17 protein-coding genes are annotated in these 19,569 nt (G+C 38.3%); 8 read left to right on the forward strand and 9 right to left on the reverse strand.

The features are described from left to right. Positions 1-48 precede the first annotated feature (48 nt). From G5B37_RS13020 to G5B37_RS13035, 4 genes are all read left to right on the forward strand, one after another. A complete protein-coding gene (locus G5B37_RS13020) occupies positions 49-4,707 on the forward strand; it encodes a M36 family metallopeptidase (RefSeq protein WP_164680461.1) in 4,659 nt (1,552 codons plus the stop codon). Positions 4,708-4,806: 99 nt separating this feature from the next. Further along, complete coding sequence (locus tag G5B37_RS13025) at positions 4,807-5,673, forward strand: DUF4846 domain-containing protein (RefSeq protein WP_164680462.1); 867 nt, start codon at positions 4,807-4,809, stop codon at positions 5,671-5,673. Further along, positions 5,673-6,035, forward strand: a complete 363-nt coding sequence (locus G5B37_RS13030) for a Na(+)-translocating NADH-quinone reductase subunit F (RefSeq protein WP_164680463.1) — start codon at positions 5,673-5,675, stop codon at positions 6,033-6,035. Before G5B37_RS13025 ends, G5B37_RS13030 begins: the two co-directional genes overlap by 1 nt. A 2-nt stretch (positions 6,036-6,037) precedes the next feature. Continuing rightward, entirely contained in the window at positions 6,038-7,063 is a 1,026-nt protein-coding gene (locus G5B37_RS13035; RefSeq protein ID WP_164680464.1) for an FAD:protein FMN transferase, read from the forward strand. On the opposite strand, the gene G5B37_RS13040 is transcribed toward G5B37_RS13035, so the two are convergent. From G5B37_RS13040 to G5B37_RS13075, 8 genes are all read right to left on the reverse strand, one after another. Then, entirely contained in the window at positions 7,047-9,137 is a 2,091-nt protein-coding gene (locus G5B37_RS13040; protein WP_164680465.1) for a T9SS type B sorting domain-containing protein, read from the reverse strand. The genes G5B37_RS13035 and G5B37_RS13040 overlap by 17 nt on opposite strands. 6 nt (positions 9,138-9,143) lie before the next feature. Continuing rightward, entirely contained in the window at positions 9,144-9,908 is a 765-nt protein-coding gene (locus G5B37_RS13045) for a class I SAM-dependent methyltransferase (RefSeq protein ID WP_164680466.1), read from the reverse strand. Positions 9,909-9,935: 27 nt separating this feature from the next. Beyond that, positions 9,936-10,739, reverse strand: coding sequence for a type I methionyl aminopeptidase (gene map / locus G5B37_RS13050; RefSeq protein WP_164680467.1), 804 nt, complete (start codon positions 10,737-10,739; stop codon positions 9,936-9,938). 9 nt (positions 10,740-10,748) lie between these two features. Further along, positions 10,749-11,144, reverse strand: coding sequence for a BT0820 family HAD-type phosphatase (locus tag G5B37_RS13055; protein ID WP_164680468.1), 396 nt, complete (start codon positions 11,142-11,144; stop codon positions 10,749-10,751). Between the two features lie 41 nt (positions 11,145-11,185). Then, positions 11,186-11,776, reverse strand: a complete 591-nt coding sequence (locus G5B37_RS13060; protein ID WP_164680469.1) for a TlpA family protein disulfide reductase — start codon at positions 11,774-11,776, stop codon at positions 11,186-11,188. Between the two features lie 3 nt (positions 11,777-11,779). Beyond that, positions 11,780-13,297: a 2,3-bisphosphoglycerate-independent phosphoglycerate mutase gene (gpmI, locus tag G5B37_RS13065; protein ID WP_164680470.1), complete on the reverse strand. Its 1,518-nt coding sequence runs from the start codon at positions 13,295-13,297 to the stop codon at positions 11,780-11,782. A gap of 87 nt (positions 13,298-13,384) precedes the next feature. After that, on the reverse strand, positions 13,385-14,155 hold the full coding sequence (locus tag G5B37_RS13070) for a M48 family metalloprotease (protein ID WP_164680471.1): 771 nt from the start codon (positions 14,153-14,155) through the stop codon (positions 13,385-13,387). Between the two features lie 102 nt (positions 14,156-14,257). After that, positions 14,258-15,004 (reverse strand): M15 family metallopeptidase, encoded by a 747-nt coding sequence (locus tag G5B37_RS13075; protein ID WP_164680472.1) that lies wholly within the window; start codon positions 15,002-15,004, stop codon positions 14,258-14,260. A gap of 71 nt (positions 15,005-15,075) precedes the next feature. Here G5B37_RS13075 and G5B37_RS15210 point away from each other — a divergent pair, with 71 nt between their 5' ends. From G5B37_RS15210 to G5B37_RS13090, 3 genes are all read left to right on the forward strand, one after another. Then, a complete protein-coding gene (locus G5B37_RS15210) occupies positions 15,076-15,300 on the forward strand; it encodes a hypothetical protein (protein WP_263649800.1) in 225 nt (74 codons plus the stop codon). A gap of 78 nt (positions 15,301-15,378) precedes the next feature. Continuing rightward, positions 15,379-16,542: a glycosyltransferase family 9 protein gene (locus tag G5B37_RS13085; protein WP_164680473.1), complete on the forward strand. Its 1,164-nt coding sequence runs from the start codon at positions 15,379-15,381 to the stop codon at positions 16,540-16,542. A 10-nt stretch (positions 16,543-16,552) separates the two neighbouring features. Further along, positions 16,553-17,938 carry a DUF5672 family protein gene (locus G5B37_RS13090; RefSeq protein ID WP_164680474.1) on the forward strand — a complete coding sequence of 462 codons (1,386 nt, stop codon included), beginning with the start codon at positions 16,553-16,555 and terminating at the stop codon, positions 17,936-17,938. Positions 17,939-17,947: 9 nt separating this feature from the next. Here the strand turns inward: G5B37_RS13090 and pepE are convergent, their stop codons facing one another. Further along, complete coding sequence (gene pepE, locus G5B37_RS13095) at positions 17,948-18,652, reverse strand: dipeptidase PepE (RefSeq protein ID WP_164680475.1); 705 nt, start codon at positions 18,650-18,652, stop codon at positions 17,948-17,950. 99 nt (positions 18,653-18,751) lie between these two features. On the opposite strand from pepE, the gene G5B37_RS13100 reads away from it, so the two are divergent. Further along, complete coding sequence (locus G5B37_RS13100; protein WP_164680476.1) at positions 18,752-19,558, forward strand: hypothetical protein; 807 nt, start codon at positions 18,752-18,754, stop codon at positions 19,556-19,558. Positions 19,559-19,569: the final 11 nt, after the last annotated feature.

Raw genomic sequence — 19,569 nt, forward strand, 5'->3', positions numbered from 1 at the left:
TATATTTTTGAGATACACAAGTAATTAAAAGCCCCTAAATATATTACTATGAAAAATTCGAACATCCCTATTCATAGGTCGTATTGGTTAGTTGTATTGCTCGCAATTTTCACTTTGCAGGTATCCGTTTCTTCTGCACAAGTAGTGAAAAGTAAGTCTGTAGATACGCCTAATATTGATATTGAAAAATTGCTAGAGCGAAACGATAAAGTACAATATTCTGTAACGTCTGAGTATACGAGTAAGTTAAGCGGTATTCACCATACGTATCTAAGACAACTTATAAATGGTATTGAAGTATGTGGAACTGAATCTAGTATACATAAAAACAAACTAGGTAAAACGGTGATGCTTCATAATAATTTTGTTGGAGATATTGAAACTACGGTAACAAATTCTTCAGTAGACATTTCTCCAGACCAAGCTATTAGCCGAGTTGCTAACCAAATGGGATATGCATTATCTAACCTTCAGCTAAAAGAGAATTTTGGTGGTGCAAATCAAAAGGCATTGTATTCTAAATCTGGGATATCAAAACGAGACATTCCTGTACAACTTATGTATTACTACAGAGAAGGACATGGCACACAATTAGTGTGGGAACTTTCGGTACTTGAATTAGATGACGCAGATTGGTGGAATTTTAGAGTTGATGCAGTTACTGGCTTAATAATAGACAAAGATAACTTCATGGTAAGCTGTAAGAACGATGGCCATACAGATCATGAAGGTCATAATGTAAAAAATTCTAATAATACTATTTCATTTGAGGACCTTTCAGTTTTAACGAATGAATGCGAAGAAGAGAATTTTATGATGATGGGTAGTTACAACGTATTTGCAATGCCTATTGAAACCCCTAATCACGGTGCTAGGACACTTGTTACTAATGCTGAAAATGCAACTGCTTCACCTTTTGGATGGCACAGTAACGGGGCAACATCATTTTCAGATACTAATGGAAACAATGTTATTGCACGAGAAGATAGAGATAATAATAATTCAGGGGGTTTTCAGCCAAGCGAAAACACTGCCAATCAATTAGATTTCGATTTTCCTTTAAACTTGACGTATGTAGATGCTAACGGTCAACGATCTCAAGAAGCTTCGATTACAAATTTATTTTACTGGAATAATATTATTCATGATGTTACGTATCAATACGGATTTGATGAAGTTTCGGGTAATTTTCAATGGAACAATAATGGAAATGGTGGAGCAGAAGTAGATCCAGTGATTGCTGAAGCCCAAGATGGATCAGGTACATGCAATGCAAACTTTGGAACTCCAGCAGATGGCGGTGTACCACTTATGCAAATGTATGTTTGTGGTGATCGTGATGGATCTTTAGACAATGGTGTGGTAATTCATGAATATGGACATGGTATTTCAAACAGACTTACTGGTGGTCCTGGTGTTGCAAATGGCCTTCAGAATATTGAACAAATGGGTGAAGGATGGAGCGACTATTTCGGACTTATGCTTACTATGGAGCCTGGAGATCAGGGTGCAGACCAACGGGGAATAGGTACTTGGTTAACAGGTGAAGATATTACAGGTACTGGAATTAGAACATTTCCGTATAGTACAGATTTCGGAGTTAATTCATTAACCTATGACGATATCAACTCTGAAGCACAACCACATGGTGTTGGAACAGTTTGGGCAAGTATGTTGTGGGACATGACATGGTTAATGATAGACGCACACGGTTATAGCCCAGATTTGTATACCGTTACAGGTGATGAAAATATTGATGCAGGAAACATTCAGGCATTGGCACTTGTAATGGAAGGTCTTAAATTACAGGGATCTAGTCCTGGGTTTGAAGATGGTAGAGATGCAATTCTTGCAGCCGATTTAGCAATTTATAATGGTGTTAACCAATGCTATATTTGGGAAGCATTTGCGAATAGAGGAATGGGAGCAAGCGCAAGCCAAGGTTCAAGTGCTAGTACAACAGATGGTACTCCCGCTTTTGATCTACCTGCAACCATAGGTGGTTTTGAAAATTCTATTGAAAATGCTTGTTTAAATGGAGGTACCTTAACTGGTTTAACAGGTGGCTTTCCTTCTGGAGGTACATATGCTGGACCTGGAGTGACTAATACTGGCGGGAACACCTACAGTTTTAATCCAATTTCAGCAGGAGTTGGTACACATACTATTACGTACACGGTAAACGACTTTTGTAACAATAATAATAGTACCGTTTTTTCTGAAACTATAGCTGTTCAAGATGACGTACTTGCATTAACATGTCCAGCAGATATGACGGTGCAATCTGATACACATGATGTTTGTAGTGCTGTAGTTGTTTTTGAATACCCTAGAGCCGAAGGCGATTTATGTGATAGTTCAAATAACGACTTATCTCAGAATACGGTTTCAACCATTGGTGCAGCATTAGATTGTACAGATGCCCCTTCCGGACATCTTCGAACTTTTAACCTTACAACCGAAGGCGTTTCAAGGGATTATACAATAGACGGTATAGATATTGCCATAAATACAAATTCAGGTGTTGCTCCTGTTATCGTTAATATTTATTTAAGTACACAACTACCAGGAGGTGTTGTAGGAGAAAGAGTTCCACTTTCTGGTGCTATAGATCCTTATGCTTCGGAAACTTCCTTAGTTCCAGCAGGTAACAATTTTACGCATACAGTTCCTATGAACGTTTTTCTTCCAGCTGGAAGTGTTTTTCACGTAGAGGTAATTACTCCTTCTTCAAGAAACCAAATGCTCGGGTACAACGATGCGGGTGGCGGTGCTGCAAATGAGACTGCGACAGGCTATATTAATTGTGTAGGCGGAGACTACCTAACTTTAAGCTCAATTGGGTTTGGAGATTTGGCCTCTTTAATTGAAATAAGCGGTACAGAGAGTAACGAATATACCACAGTGCAAACCGCTGGTCAGGCACCTGGGTCTACATTTACTGCTGGTACAACAACAAACACATTTACAACCACTAGACAGAGTGGCGGGACGAGCACATGCTCTTTTGATGTTGTTGTTAAAGGTAAATCAACAATTTTCGCGGGTGGAGTTTGGAACCCAGTAGTACCAAGTGCTGGTTCAAATGCTCAATTTAGTGACAACTTTACAACCACAGCTGAAGGAAACGTTAATGCATGTTCTTGTGAAATAGATAGTGGTGCTACCGTTACAGTGGCAGCTGGTGACTTCTTGAATATTTACGGCGATATTACGGTAGATGGTACATTAATAGTTGCTCATCAAGGTAGCATTGTGCAGGTAGATCCTTCTGCCGTTGTTACCAAGACTGGAACGATAAACGTAGAGGTTACAACGCCTGTTTTACAGACTCGTGATTTTATGGTTATGGGTAGTCCTATGGACGATGAGACTCGTAATGGTGTTTTTAGTAGTGCCTTTTTAGTTTTAGATCATGATCCAGATATGTTTAATCCAAATACGCATCCTAATATTCCTCAAGGGGCAACTAACTTTAAAGATTTAGAAGGAGATTATTGGAGTATTTATAGTGGTGATATTAATCCTGGCGAAGGCTATATTGTTCGTCCACAGTCTGGCTATGGCGACCCTGCAAATACTACTTTCGATATGACGTATGCTGCTGGTACCTTAAATAACGGTACTGTAAATCGTCCTATGATTTATAACAGCACTAACAGTCCAGCAGGAACTCCTAATACTTATAGTAATCCGTATGCTAGTGCTATAGATGCAGATAAGTTTATTCAAGACAACGGCCTTAATGCATTGTACTTTTGGGAGCATTTAACCCCACCCACAGTTATAGTGCCTGGAGAAAGTATAATGTTTGATATGGATGATGTATCTGTGAGAAACTTTGGCGGTGGAGTAGCGGCAAACAATGATAATCCTGCCAACATTCCTAACGGAGTGATATCTACAGGACAAGGGTTTGCTATTAAAGCAACTAGCAATGGTAGTGTGAACTTTACCAATGATATGCGTTTAACTACAGGGAACACTACACTTAGATCTAATGAGTTGGAGGTAGATCGTTTGTGGTTACACTTAGAGAGCAATACTTATGGTCTTGCCAACAATCTATTAATAGGATTTAACCCAGCTGCCACCGATGGATGGGATAATGGATACGACACCGATAGATTAGCTAGTAGTGTTGGATTATATTCACACCTAGATGTAGGAACAGGCACAGGAGAAGAACAAATGGCTATTCAGACCCGTGGTGCTTTTCAGAGTAGCGAGAAGATACACGTTGGATTCTCTAGTTTAATAGAAGAGCACACTTTGTATACCATTAGCTTATCGAATTATGAAGGTTCAAACCTAAGTGATACATCAATATATTTATACGATAGTCACATGAACGTCATGACCGATCTTACCCAAGGCGATTATGAATTTAGATCAAGTAAGGCTACGAACAATCGTAGATTTACGGTATCATTTGAGCCAGACAACGTATTAGCCACAGGAGCGGCTGCATTAGAGAACATCACCATGTTCCCTAATCCAACAGATGGTGTACTTAACATTACAGCACCAGGTACCACTATAGAAACCATTAAGATATACGATGTACGTGGAAGAGCAATAATTTTAGTCCATACAGACGCAACGCAGCATTACCAGTTAGATATGTCGCAATTGGGAACAGCAATGTACTTTGTTGAAATCACAACTCCTGCAGGAAAAGTAACTAAACGTATTGTAAGAGAATGATAGAAATTATCGAATAGAAAAGTAAAAGCGCTCATTATAATGGGCGCTTTTTTTATGAACTTAAAAAATATTTCGGCTACTTTTTAGTTGTAATTAAGTATGAGAAAGTTAGTTGGTATAATTTTTATCTTGGGATTGTTTAGTTATTTTGTGTTTACGAAGAAGGGAACGGTGGCTAGAAATGTGGCCTATAGCTATGTGATAGATGCTAACTTTATTGAGGAAAGTGGTACCACTGTTTCTGAACGAATCTTGACTCCAGAAAATTTCCGAAGAGCAAAATATCCAGAAGGTTCTTTTTCAAACTATATTCAAAATTATGCGCTAAAATCGTTTGACGCAAAGATTATAAATTTTGATGGTGAAGAATATATCTACCAAAAAGGACATGTAGGGGTGCTAGAAGTACCAGTTCCTAAAAACGGCTTACAACAATGTGCAGATGCCCTCATACGTATACGTTCTGAGTATCTGTGGGAACAAAATCGAAAATCTGAAATCGGATTTAATTTTACCTCTGGTCATTATTGTTCGTGGAAAAAATATGCCGAAGGATATCGTCCCAAAGTGAAAGGGAACAATGTAACGTTTCATAAAACGGCATCAAAAGACACTTCAAAAGAAAACTTTTATAAATACCTAAATTTAATCTACATATACGCTGGTACACAATCGTTGTATACAGAACTGAAAAAAATAGAATGGGCAGACGATTTGGAAGTTGGTGATATGATTGTGAAGCCAGGTTTTCCAGGGCATATTGTTATGATTGCAGACAAGGCAACCGACGCTAACGGTAAAAATTTGTTTATTTTAGCACAAGGAAATACACCTGCTCAAAGTGTACACTTGCTAAAGAATTTAAATGATAGCACTTTAAATCCGTGGTACGAACTTGAGGCAAATGCATATCTTGAAATTCCAACTTATTATTTTAACCAAACAAAATTTGTACGTTTCAAATAATGACCACTTTACTAACCGAACAAGAACTACATAATTTAGCTATGAATACCGTTGGCAAACAATTGGAGGCAGATGGTTTCGAATTTTTAGGAGTGAATTCAAAACTAAAACGCGACCCACAGTTTGTAGCGCTTAAAAACAAAAAACTCCATTTTGTTATCGTACGCGCTGTACACTACCCAAAAGATGCCAATGTGTATGATCCTGTTTTTATGCAGACCATAAAAGAGCATGCAGATAAATTTGAGGCCAAAACGTACTACGCTGGTGTGGGTTTAGGGCATGGTACAGATTATGCCAAGCCAGTTGTTAAGAATGAAGACTATACCATGGTCTATAATGGCTTACAGGAAATTACCTAACTATGAAATATTCATTACTATTTATTCTCTTTATTTCATTTATTTCTTGTGAAGAAGATACGAAAAAAGCAAAAGTATTACAGGGAAACGCCTTCGGAACCAGCTATACAATTCAATATTTTTCTGAAGTAAGCTTTAATGCCGAAAAAGGACTAGATTCTGTATTTGCCGCTGTAAATAAATCGGTGAGTACATATATACCCCAAAGCGATATTTCAAGGATAAATCAGGGTGATACAACCGTAGTAACCGATGCGATTTTTAAAGATGTATTTCGTCTTTCTGAAGAAGTATATACAAACTCTAACGGGTATTTCGACCCAACAGTTGGTACACTGCGTAATGCATACGGATTTGGAGATGTTGCTCCAATTAAAGAAATAGATAGTGTTGTGCTAGACTCGCTTCGGAAATATGTTGGATTCAACAAAGTAAGATTGCTGGAAGATGGTACTATTAGAAAAGAATACCCGGAAATTTATTTCGACTTTAATGCGGTGGCGAAAGGATATGGAATTGATATGGTAGGACGGTATCTAGAAAATCAAGGAGTTACCAACTTTGTTATTGAATTAGGTGGTGAAGTATTAGCAAAAGGAAAAAATCTTTCGAAGAATAAATTATGGACGGCTGGAATTGAGTCTGTAGACTCTGAAGTAGACAGTCGTGAGTTTTTGGCTTCGGTTCGCCTAGAGAATGAAGCCATGGCAGCTTCCGGCAATTACAGGAAGTTTCGCATTAATCCAACTACGGGTAAAAAATATGTGCATACTATTAATCCCCTAACCGGTTTTGCTATAGAAAATGATGTAACCAGCGCCACAGTAATTGCACCTACATGCGCTATGGCAGATGCCTATGCTACCACATTTATGGCTATGGGGTTAGAAGGTTCTAAGCTGTTACTAGCTGCTACAGATAATATAGAGGCGTACATAACATACACAACTTCTACTGCAGAAAATGGGGTGTTTAGTACTCAGGGATTTAAAAACCGTTTATTCGAAAATTTCAACGCTTCAGAGTAAAATGTCCTTTTATTTCTCTGCTGTCTTCTAGCAGAATTCTAAACCAGTAATCGCTAGAAGGAAGCTCTTTGCCTTGGTACCTGCCGTCCCATCCTTCAGAATTAGGAGAAAGTTGCTTTAACAACTTGCCATACCTGTCGAAAATATAAATCTTAGCCTTTGGATATGCTGAAATACCAGCAATTTGCCAGCGATCATGGTATCCATCTTGGTTAGGAGTAAGTACACGTGGATAATCTAGAAGTAAAATTTCTGTAGTTACCGTTCCGCAGCCGTTCTTGTCGCGCACGTAAATAATATGCTCTCCAAATGAAGGGTTTTCAAACACATTACTATCCTGAAAAATAATTGGTTCATCTATTGCAAATTCATAATCACCAGGACCTTCAACCAATACGGTAATAGAGTTATTCGGAAAGTTAAAATCAACAACAGTTACACCAATAATGGTTGCGACATCAGACGGTAAGACTTCAGTAGAAACACTATGAGTACATCCAAACTCGTTGGTTACTGTTACTGTATATGTGCCTGGCTCTGAAATTAAAATCGCGTTTAGATTTGCACCTTCTTCACCTGTACTCCAACTGTAATAATTGAAGCCTGATTGTACTGAAATTTGAACAGGTTCTGTAGTGTTTAGACAATAATAATATGGTTCGTCGTTAAATACAGCGAGAGGTTTCGGTCGTACCACAATTGCAAATTCAGTAAAATCTATACATCCTGTAGACACTTCTACCAAAGATGCGTAGATGGTTTGCGGATTTGAAGTATTGCTATAATTTCCTGTTATTCTGTTAATATCTTGTTCACGGTCGCTAGCCGAAACATAATACCTTACTTGAAATTGAGCGGCTGGTAGTGCTCCGCGTATTTCGTTATCCTTCTCAGTTAAATCAAATTGAGCAACACCATCAAAATCATCGTCACAGATTAAAAAATCTGTTGGCATAGTTGCTTCTTTAATTACGTTAAGTTGCAGATTAAATGAGGCAATGCTAAAGCAGTTTGTAAGTATAGGGTCTGTTACTCTAATGAAAATTTCTTGCGACACTTCAGTAATTGAAATTACCGGACCTACACTATTAATATTCTGAACTGCATCGGCATTTGAAAGATGATAGGTGAAAATAAAATCTTCAGGGTTACTAATTACTTGAGGTTTTACAATATCTAGATTGTAGTCTTCGGAAATAGAATAACTACAGAGCATTACGTCATTTGGATTGGTAAGTACTGGATTTCCAGTTTCAATAGTAAAATCTGTAATATCACTACAACCATTCGTACTTTCTAAGCGCGCATAGATAGTTTGTGGGTTAGCAATATTGGTATAAGGAGAAGTAAGCGGGTTAATACCAATATTGGCATCATTTAAAGTGAGGTGAAACGTTGTTGAAGTATTTGTTTGGCTACCCGTAATTGTAGGTATCAGGGCGTCTAAATCAAATTCAGTAAAACCATCGGGGTTCCCATCTGCATCACAACCACTTAAGTTGCCTACCGGATTGGCAGTTACTCCATCGGGCAATCCAGCCGAGCCAGTGTAATTAAGAACAAAACCGCCAGCGCCTACAGCCCTATCAATTAGGAGGTAGTACGTATCACCAGCTTGGGCTTCAATAAATTTTAAATAGCCATTGCCATCAGGGCCAGGTCCTTCAGTTACGTCAGTTTCTGTAAGGTTTAAACCTGTTTCTGCAGGTACACCGGCCTCTTGTGGATTTGTGCTAGAACATCTAATAGCGGTACCTAAAGTGGTGCATGTTACTGCAGGGCCATAGATGGCAAAGTCGAAATCTGCCTCTCCGTCATTCGAGATTATATCAAAAGTGAAATCCCCATTCGAAACAATATTAAATTCTAACCAAATCGTATTACTGTCAAAAGTATAGCAGCTTGGCTGGGTGTTACCAGGTAACGAAAACTCGTTGAAACCCACACCAGATGGATCTAGTCCTAAATTAGTCGTTCCGCAAACCACAAGTGCAAATTCACAATCGTTGGGATTTTGCGCACTTAGAAAGGTTGTGGTTGTAATTATAAGTAAAAGGGCTAGAATTAACTTCATTGCATTTTATTTGAAAACTATTGGTAGTAATTCGTTTTTTGGCAATCTATATTGCTCGATTTCTTGGTCTGAAAGTTGAGCGGTGTAATCTACGGCTTTAACATTAAAACCAACTGATTCTAGTTTTTTAAAGTAATCCATTCCGTAAACACGCACATGGTCATACTGTCCGAAGATCGCGGCACGCTCTTTTCGGTCTGTGATTGTGTCGTCTTCAAATGTTACTGTGCGGTTTTTATCATATGGCACCTGTAAAACAGCCATACCTTTGGGTGCTAAAACACGATATAACTCCTGCATGGCTTTAGTATCGTTCGGGATGTGCTCTAAAACATGATTACAAATAATTACGTCGTAGCTATTGTCTGCGAATGGGAGATTGCAGATGTCTGCTTTTACATCGGCAATAGGTGAATTCAGGTCTGTGGTGGTATAGGTTATATTCTTTAATTTTTTGAATCGCTTTAAAAAGGCTTGTTCTGGCGCAAAATGCAAAACGCGTAACTTTTCAGTAAAAAAAGTAGTTTCTCGAGTAAGGTACAGCCAAAACAGTCGGTGTCGCTCTAAAGACAATGTGCCAGGGGCCAAAACGTTTTCACGTACGTTTTCATACCCATAGGGTAAAAACTTTCGATACGATGTGCCGTCTATAGGATCTGTGTATCTATTTCCGCGCAAAAAAAAAGCAATCACAGGGCGAGCTACATAACTTAACCTAATGAGTAGTGGTCTTGGAATTAAATTTAAAAAGAATTTGAAAAGCTTGTTCAAAAGTAGATTGTCTAATTGATGACCATTTTAAAATCGAAATTCATCTTCTTCGGTACTTTCAATTCCAAAGGCTTCGTATACATAATCGAAAGTAGAAAGCAACTTTGGTTTTCCATCAACTAACGCTACATCATGCTCAAAGTGTGCACTTGGCTTTCCGTCGCGTGTTACAATGGTCCAGCCATCTTTTAACTGACTTACACGATGTGTGCCCAAATTAATCATAGGTTCAATAGCTATGGTCATTCCTTCCACAAATTTCTTGCCTCGCCCACGTCTTCCATAATTTGGTATTTCTGGGTCTTCGTGTAATTTAGTACCCAACCCATGACCAACAAGTTCTCTAACAACGCCATAGCCATGAGATTCGCAATACTGTTGTATAGCATGCCCTATATCACCAACACGATTTCCATTTTTAAACTCACGAATTCCTAGGTATAAAGAATTCTTAGTGACGTCTAATAATTTTTTAGTTTCGGCAGCCACTTCGCCTACCTGAAACGTATACGCATGATCACCATAAAAACCATGTTTTATAGCGCCGCAGTCTATAGCTACAATATCTCCTTCTTTAAGAGGTACATCTGTAGGTAAGCCATGTACTACAGCCTCATTGACACTAGTTAGCAATGTGGAAGGGCAATCATACAGGCCTAAAAACCCTGGAACTGCATCTTGCTCTCTAATAAATGCTTCTGCCATGTCATTTAGTGTATTCGTAGTCACTCCAGGTTTTACTTCCTTTGCAAGCATTCCTAGCGTTTTAGATACCACTAGGGCTGCTTCACGCATTAGGGCAATTTCTTCGGCTGTTTTTGGTATAATCATAGGTATTCTTTAGAGGCCAAACCAGCCTTTTTTCTTTTTAGGCGCAACTGGTGCTTGTCCGCCAATTAAGGTTTGGTAAATTTCTCCCCAACCAACAAGTCCGCCAATATTTCTATCGTCAATAAAGATATCGGCATTTATTTTTCTACTGTATTTAGTATCAAATTCTTCTTCTGGAAAGCTCTTATTTACAGCATAAAACGTAATTCCATTTTCTTTGCAAAAAGCAACCGCCGCATCGAGCGCCCTACCATGACGGTAAGTCCATAAAATAAGTCTGTGACCTTCTTCTTGTAATTTCTTAAGTGTATCAAAGGCAAATAACTGAGCCTTGCCAATTTCTGGGTAGGCATCTTCTACGATAGTGCCATCAAAATCTACCGCAATGTTGAAGGTTTCTTTCATTCGTACTGATTTGGACGGCAAAAATACAAAGAAATCTGCTTTTATTCGGTATAGGCGGGGGTGTAGTCTTCTCGGCTTAAAATGCGTACCATATCTTTTTCTAGAGTTTGGTGTGCATACTCCACAATACGGTTCAGCGTGTCGCCATTTTTTATAAAAATTATTGTAGGAACATACGCTATGCTATGCCCTTTCTCTAAACCATTTGGCGTGTCTTTGTCATGAGAAACCGCAACAACCTCCAAACGCTCGTAATTAAAATCTGTGGTATCTAGTATTTTATATAATGCAGGTATTTCTCGCTGACTGTCTTCACACCAAGTTCCCATAAAAACCTTTATATCTATGCCTGCCAATAATGGCTTAAGTGCTTCAATGGCAACGGTATCTAAGACATGTTCTTTTTGGGAGGCTGTAAACCATTCATCATACGGTGCAACAGATAAACCATCTCGGTTTACAGGACCCAACAACATCATTCCTCCATCTATAGTATCTTCTACTTCATTATTTATTGCTTTTGAAAGCGTTACTTGTTTTTTTTCTTCGGAAATCTCCGAAGACATCTCATTCGCTTCATTTTTACACGATAAAAGGCTAATAGTTACGGCTACTGCTAAGAGATATTTCATAGGTTAAGAGATTAAAGAGTGTTGAGTCATGGCTTTGGGTTGTTTAATACCCATTAGATGTAAAATGGTTGGTGCAATATCACCTAACACACCATTATTTAAGGTTAAAACGTCTTTGTCTACTAAAATAAAAGGCACCGGATTTGTGGTATGTGCTGTATTGGGAGAGCCATCTTCGTTACGCATGGTTTCACTATTACCATGGTCTGCAATTACAAGTACCGCGTAATTTTCTTCTTGGGCAACAGTTACAATATCTTTGGTACAGTGATCTACCGTTTCACAGGCTTTAATTGCTGCGGAAAGTACCCCTGTATGGCCCACCATGTCTGGATTTGCAAAATTTAAACAAATAAAATCGGCCGATTGTGCCTTTAATTCCGGTATTATTTTATCTCGAATATCATAGGCACTCATTTCGGGCTGTAGGTCGTATGTAGCCACTTTCGGCGACGGACACAAAATTCGTTTTTCTCCCTCAAACGGAACTTCCCGACCTCCATTAAAAAAGAAGGTAACATGCGGGTATTTTTCAGTTTCAGCAATTCTAATCTGCTTTTTACCATGTTTTGCAAGGATTTCACCCAAGGTGTCTTTTACATCGTCTTTGTTAAAAACCGTTTTGATATTTTTAAAGCTATGGTCGTAGTTAGTAAGCGTTACAAAATGAAGCCTTAGTTTGTGCATAGCATATTCTTCGTAATTGTCTTGCGACAATACTTCGGTGAGTTGGCGCCCGCGATCTGTTCTGAAATTAAAGAAGATGACCACATCGTCATCAGCTATGGTTGCGATAGGTTTATTGTTTTTGGTGCAGATAATGGGTTCAATGAATTCGTCTGTTACACCGTTGTCGTAACTTTGCTGAATGTTATCTAGAACGTTTTCTGAAGAAGTCCCTTTTCCGTAGACAACCAAATCGTAGGCCTTTTTAGTACGTTCCCAACGTTTGTCTCGATCCATCGCAAAATAGCGACCAATTACAGAGGCTATTTTTCCAGTAGTTGTAGACAGGTGTTGTTCTAGTTCGGCAATATCGTGAATAGCCGATTTTGGATCAACATCTCTTCCGTCTGTAAATGCATGCACAAATACATTGTCAAGTTTTGCTTCATGAGCTGCAGTTAGCAACCCTTTTAGGTGATCGAGGTGAGCGTGTACACCACCTTTACTTACCAAGCCCAAAAAATGAACTTTTTTACCATTTTCTTTCGCATAGCGGAAAGCATCTTGCAGTACAACTTCATCTTTTAAAGTGTCGTTCTGTAGGGCAAGATTAATTTTTGCCAAGTCTTGGTAAACAATGCGGCCAGCACCTAAATTTATATGCCCAACTTCACTATTTCCCATCTGGCCTTCTGGCAGTCCAACATGCATCCCGTGGGTAAGTAATTGCGCATGCGGATAGGTTTTAGAAAGTGAATCTATAAAAGGAGTATGGGCTTGTGCAACGGCAGAAACTTCAGGATTTTGTGTAATTCCCCAGCCGTCTAAAATAAGGAGTAGTACTTTCTTGTTCATTAAACAAAGATATGGAAATGAGTCTGAGAGTACTAATTTTAAGCCCGTGCTTGTAGCAGTTTTAAAGAATTATTCGACAACTACTAATTATTGTACGACACCACCGTATTTCCGTATACTTTCTCTAATCTGGTCCATTCTATTGTCTGGATCTGGGTGTGTGCTCTGAAATTCTGGAACTCGGCTCGGTCCTGCAGCTGCTTTTAAGATTTGCATTACGCCAATCATTTCGTTGGGGTTATAACCAGACTTTATCATAAACCGAACGCCTAAGTCGTCACTTTCTAGCTCGTCATCTCGGCCGTTATTAAGCAAAGTACTCATACCAAATTGAGATACCGCACCACCTCCACCAAAGCCTACTTCGGCCCCTTGTGCTACCGTTTGCCAAACTTGAGTACTTGCAACGCGCTCGCTACTATGGCGGCCAATAACATGACCAATTTCATGTCCTAAAACACCTGCCAGCTGATCCTCGTTCTGGAGTTTAGAATACAGCGCGTAGGTAATAAATATTTGTCCGCCAGGCAAAGCAAAGGCGTTGATAGTTTCCGGGTCTGCCAGTAAATGAAAATCGTATTTATACGGTGTTTGGTCTGCTACGGTGCTTTCTACCAGTTTTTGCCCAACCATATCTACATAATTTTGTAGGCGCTGGTCTGGATACATGCCACCGTATTCCTGTATCATTTGAGGTGCATTGGCAAGCCCTATTGCAATTTCTTCATCAGGATCCATGGCTATAGCTTGTGTGGTTCCTGTGTACGGATTTTCTTCCATAGAAGAACAGTATCGTACCAGTCCGAAACCAGCGATAAGTACTCCAATTAGTATTCGTATTTTCCAACTGCCTCTCATAAAAACGTTTGTTTTAATCCCACGTAGGTAGGAAAGTTTACTATAGATGCTCTTGCATTCCTCTAATTTACAAAATGTTTAGATTAATAATAGAACTTATCGTTAAAGTAATTCAGGATTGATATCTAAAATATTTTCGGTCCGATATTTTTCGATGAAAGCTTCTGTAAAATACTCGGCTCCTTTTATTTTTTCTTCTAACAAAATCTGTTGCACGTCTAATTTTTTATAGGCTTGTAGCATGGGTTTAGAAACAGCGGCATAGCTAAAGTGCCAAGGTTCGTATTTAAAGCCTTTTCGGTTGGCATTATTAGTATAGACTTCATAAAAACCAAATGAATTTGCATTGGTATTAAGCCATTCTTTAAGCTTGCAGAACGGACCTTTACCATGAAATAACTCTGGCTGCAACACACTTTTTGGGCGTGGTGAAACACCGCCGTCAATAATGTCTATGTCGGTCCCCCAGTGGTGTCTAGATGTGCCTGGTATGGTAGAATATTCTATTATTTTTTCGATAGCCTCTAATGGAGACATTCCTTGATTTGTAAATCTGTTGTATTTTCCTTCAAAGATTTCCTTTTGCCTTTGAAAACTTCGGTAGGCAGAAACTACTTCAATGGTGATGCCGTCGTTAGTAGCAGCAGCTTTCATTTTCAGAAATGCAGCTTTGGCTTGTTTGTGCATTTTTGAAGTGTAACTAGCGCCAATAATATCTGGGTTACCTTTTCCAATTAATTGCGAACGCGTAAAGGTTTGTTCTATTTCCGAAGAAAAAGATAGAGTTGGTACTAATGAAAGACCAATACCTGTACATGCGCTAAGTCTTATGAAATCGATTCTCTTCATTGTCTAAAAGTAGGCAAATTGAGTTTTGGAACGAAATATTTTCTTAACTTTGAAAGACAAAACGGTAAGAAATGAACAGAAGGGACTTTATTAAGAAATCTGGTCAAACCTTGCTTATCACTTCTGTGGCAAGCATTGTTGGCGTGTCCATTCTGTCTTGTAGCAAAAGCGATGACGATAATGGAATGTTTGACGATGGCTATTATAACGATGGTTATTACGATGACGGCTATTATGATGATGGCTACTATGATGATGGTTATTATGATGATGGGTACTACGATGATGGCTATTAAAAAGGCCTTTACAGTATGCATTAAGTTTTAAAACCGTCCTGAATTTTTTTTCTACACCCGTACTACCTTATTTAATTCATGACAAATTCTTCTTCCAAAAACGAAACTATCTTAGTTTATAAAAGTTATGGAGGATTAGGGGATATTTTTTTTACAATTCCCTCATTATACATGCTCAAACAAAAGTTTACCACAGTTGCTTTTGCTATACAACCTAGATTGGTACGCTTTTTTGAGAAGTACCTCGAAGGGATTGAAGTACTAAATGAAAAAACCGCAGATAAGAATTTATTCGATTGTGTGATAGAGTTAGGTAACTACCCTTGGTTCAAAAACGATAGTGAGAAAATACCTCAAATTAAGTACCACACACATAAAAAGGTAAAGCAACATTCTATAGAACACTACAAGGATGGCATAGTGTCTGTTTTTCCTAGTATCACAAAAACGACAAGTGCTTATCCCTATTTTAAGAAGAAAACCACTAAAGATCTCTATTATACTGTTCACCCTGGAGCAGGTTTTTTGCTGAAAGCGTGGCCTATTGCCTATTACGCTAAATTAATTGAAGAAGTTTTTGAGCTATATCCTAACCTAACAGCAAAGATAATTGTAGGGCCTGATGATCCTAATCCGGAACCCTTATTTACCAACAAGGCTCTTAAATACGAATTAATTACTGGAGGTATCGATGAAGTGGCAGAAGAAATTTCAGGAGCAAAATTTCATATTGGTAACGATGCTGGAATTACTCATCTTGCAGGTTCTTTTAATATCCCTACCGTTGGAATTTACGGTCCTACTGGCCCTGGTTCTTGGGGCGCATTCTCTGAACAAACTGAAATTATTTGGGGAAAACGAGGCAATTGTTCTATTCGTTGTAATTATGAGGTAATTATTTACTGTGAAGACAGAGTATGTCTAACTAATGTTACAACCAAAATCGTGCTAAGTACTTTGCTAAAATTACTCGATAAAATAACGGTAACATCTTCTAATACCTATCTAGTGAATGAGAACTACAAAATAACTCCAGAAGAAGACGCCTTTATATTTACAGGGGTTGAAAATGAATATTTAATTGAAATTCAAGATAGGGAGAGTCATGATTTCATCACCAAATCGTTAAAACAATTAGTTGTCGACAGCAATAAAATGCCTAAACAATTTACCGAAACGTTTCATGCAATGCTAACATTAGGGTTGTTTTTGCCAGTCCCAGCCCTTGTGTTTGCTGAATAGCATTTTTAGAATGATAAGCTTAGATAATGTCACATTAATTGGAGTGGATTGTGTTCAAATAGAGCGATTAATTCTTGCTGCTGAAATTTCACAACTCAACCTTCGGTTTAAAGAAGTAAAATTATTAACACATTTAGAGTCTAATCATCCTCAGGTAGTACGTATTCCTGAGTTGAATTCGGTTACAGCGTATAGCAAATTTGTAATTAAAGAGCTCTATAAATATGTTGATACCGAATACGCTTTACTCATACAGCATGATGGATATGTCCTTAACGCTGCCGCGTGGTCTCCCAACTTTTTAGATTTCGATTATATTGGTGCGCCTACAGATTGGGGAATGGGCAACGGCGGATTTAGTCTTAGGAGTAAAAAATTACTGCAATGTGCTGGGCAATTAGATAACGTAAATCAGTTTCATCCTGAAGACGTCATGTTGTGCAAAAAGTATCGTTCTGCACTCGAGAACCGTGGCATGCGCTTTGCCAATTTAGAAACGGCGTTTAACTTTAGTGTCGAAAACTATATTTGGAATGGACAATTTGGCTTTCATAATGCAGATATTTCTAACTGGAATAGTGACGCACTTTCAAAACACCCAAGGTTAAAAAATAGATTTCTAAAATTAAAGACGTCCAAAAAACAGTGTAAAATAAAGCTTACGTACGTTGTTCAGATTTATGAAGAAAGTCCAACGGCTAAGCCTTTTATGGAGTTGTTAAAGATTTATGCTCAGTACAGTGCCGATGTATTACGGCAGATTCATTTTGTTTTTGTGGATGATCATTCTAATCCACCACTACAGATTCCTACACAGATTAATTTAAACTACACCTTGCTTCGCATCACCGAAAACATACCCTGGAATCAGGCAGGTGCTCGAAACTTGGGTGTGACATATGCTAAGAGTGATTATGTAATTTTAACCGATATAGATGTTGTTTTTCCAGAAACTTTGTTAGAGCGATTACTAAATTTTGAACTTCCAGCAGATGCTATTTTTAAATTCAAAACTATATGTAATCTGCAACCAGTAGTACCGCACTTCAATACATTTTTTACATCTAAAAAGGTGTTTTGGAAATCTAATGGTGTGGATGAAGCTTTTAGCGGGGCCTACGGATTTGAAGATTTGTACTTCTATTACCTACAAAAAGCATTAGGTACCAAGTTCTATGTTCATAGCGCGTCTAATATTGTTTATAGAGAGCATACCCAAAATAAACTAACATTACACAATCATCTCTCTAGAGATAAGGGTCGAAACCAGAAGCTATATGAAGAAAAAATGAGCGAGCTAAAGCACCTTGAAAACCCGTTGGACGCAAGAAGTACGATTTATTTAAACTTTGGTTGGAGTGTGGTACAATCTAAAACCTTTAACACGTCTTCTTAAAAATATAATTTATGCGATGTTAATTTGAGTGCCAGATTCAACCTCAAAAGGTTCTTTGCCTTGTAAAAAGATTCTAGCAGAATGCGCTCCTTTTAAATCAACAGACTCACCTTGCACCTGTAGCCAACTTCCTTCACGTAATCCAATTACTGGAGTGGTATTCTGAGTATGAAATTCTTTAATTCGTGTTTCTCTCGTTTCACCCATGTGCTTGCTGCTAGGGTCTGGATCTAAGTAATGCGGATTGATATTACAACCAATAATACCTAAGGTTTTAAAACTGGAAGGATAGAGTATAGGCATATCGTTGGTTGTCTGCATGGTGGGACCGCAAATATTACTGCCTGCACTAGTTCCTAAATAGGGTGTGCCAGTGAAAATAGCTTCACGTAATGGCTGCATTATACTTAGCTTATGTAATGTATGTACCAGAACAAAAGTGTTGCCACCCCCTGTAAAAATGCCTCTAGCTTGCCTTATAGCATGATTTGGGTCTTCAAAACCATGAATACCTATGAGGTTTTTGTTTACTTTCTTAAAGGCTGTCGCTGCCTTGTGTGTATACGCTTCATGAGTAATACCTCCAGGTCTGGCATACGGAATAAATAAAATTTCGTCTGTATCCTTAAAAAGCACCTCTAATTCAGGCAGTAAATAGTCCAAATAACCGCCCGAATGCAATGTAGATGTACTGGCAATAATTAAATTTTTCATAAAACTGTAATATTCGTTACTATGCGATCGTCTTATTAGGAACATACAAAGCTTGTAAATTTATTCGGCTTTCAGCAAAAACAACAGTACATTTATAGAGTGAAACTACTTATTACATCTTTTTTAATTCTTTTTAGTCTCGTTTGCTTTTCTCAACAAGTAGAACGAGTCTCAGTTCGTGGCGAAGTAAGTGTGCCTAAAGGTGAAGAAAAAGATCAGATTAGCATCTACAACGAATCTTCACGTAGAGGAACGGTAACAGATGACCAAGGTAAGTTTGAACTTGAGGTAGCAGCACAAGATAGAATACTCATTACCGCGCTGCAGTTTCAGTCGTATACCGTGGTGGTTACAGAAAGCGTTATTGAAAATAAGTTGATGAAAATCTATTTAAATCCCTATGTAAACAAGTTAGATGTAGTGATCTTACGCAACCAAAATCTCACTGGCGACCTTGAATATGACGCTAAAAACACAGAAGTAATTGCGGTTCCTAACGTAGAACTTTCTTTTGATGCAGACGCAGATTTTGCCCCTGATAGATTTTCGAGAGTAGAGGGCAATGCAGCACAAGAAGCGTTGGGTTATGGTACCTTGCAAAACGGTGTGAACTTTGTTTCTATTATTGGCGTACTAGCCAAAGCATTATTTCCGAAGAAAAAATCAGAGCCCTATAAACCCCAGCTCAAGGAAACAGAAATGGTGAAATTATTACAAGATAAATACAGTGCAGCTTATTATAGCGAAACCTTTAGCATTCCGTTAGATCGCGTAGACGATTTTATCTATTTTGCGGGAGAGAATGCTATTACAACAAATATGTTGAAACCAGAAAATGAAGTTGAGTTATTAGAAACCTTATTTATACAAAGTGAGCTTTATAAAGCACGTGGTAGCGGTGAGTAAAAAAACATTGC

This window comes from Rasiella rasia (genome assembly GCF_011044175.1).
Classification (GTDB): Bacteria; Bacteroidota; Bacteroidia; order Flavobacteriales; family Flavobacteriaceae; genus Marinirhabdus; species Marinirhabdus rasia.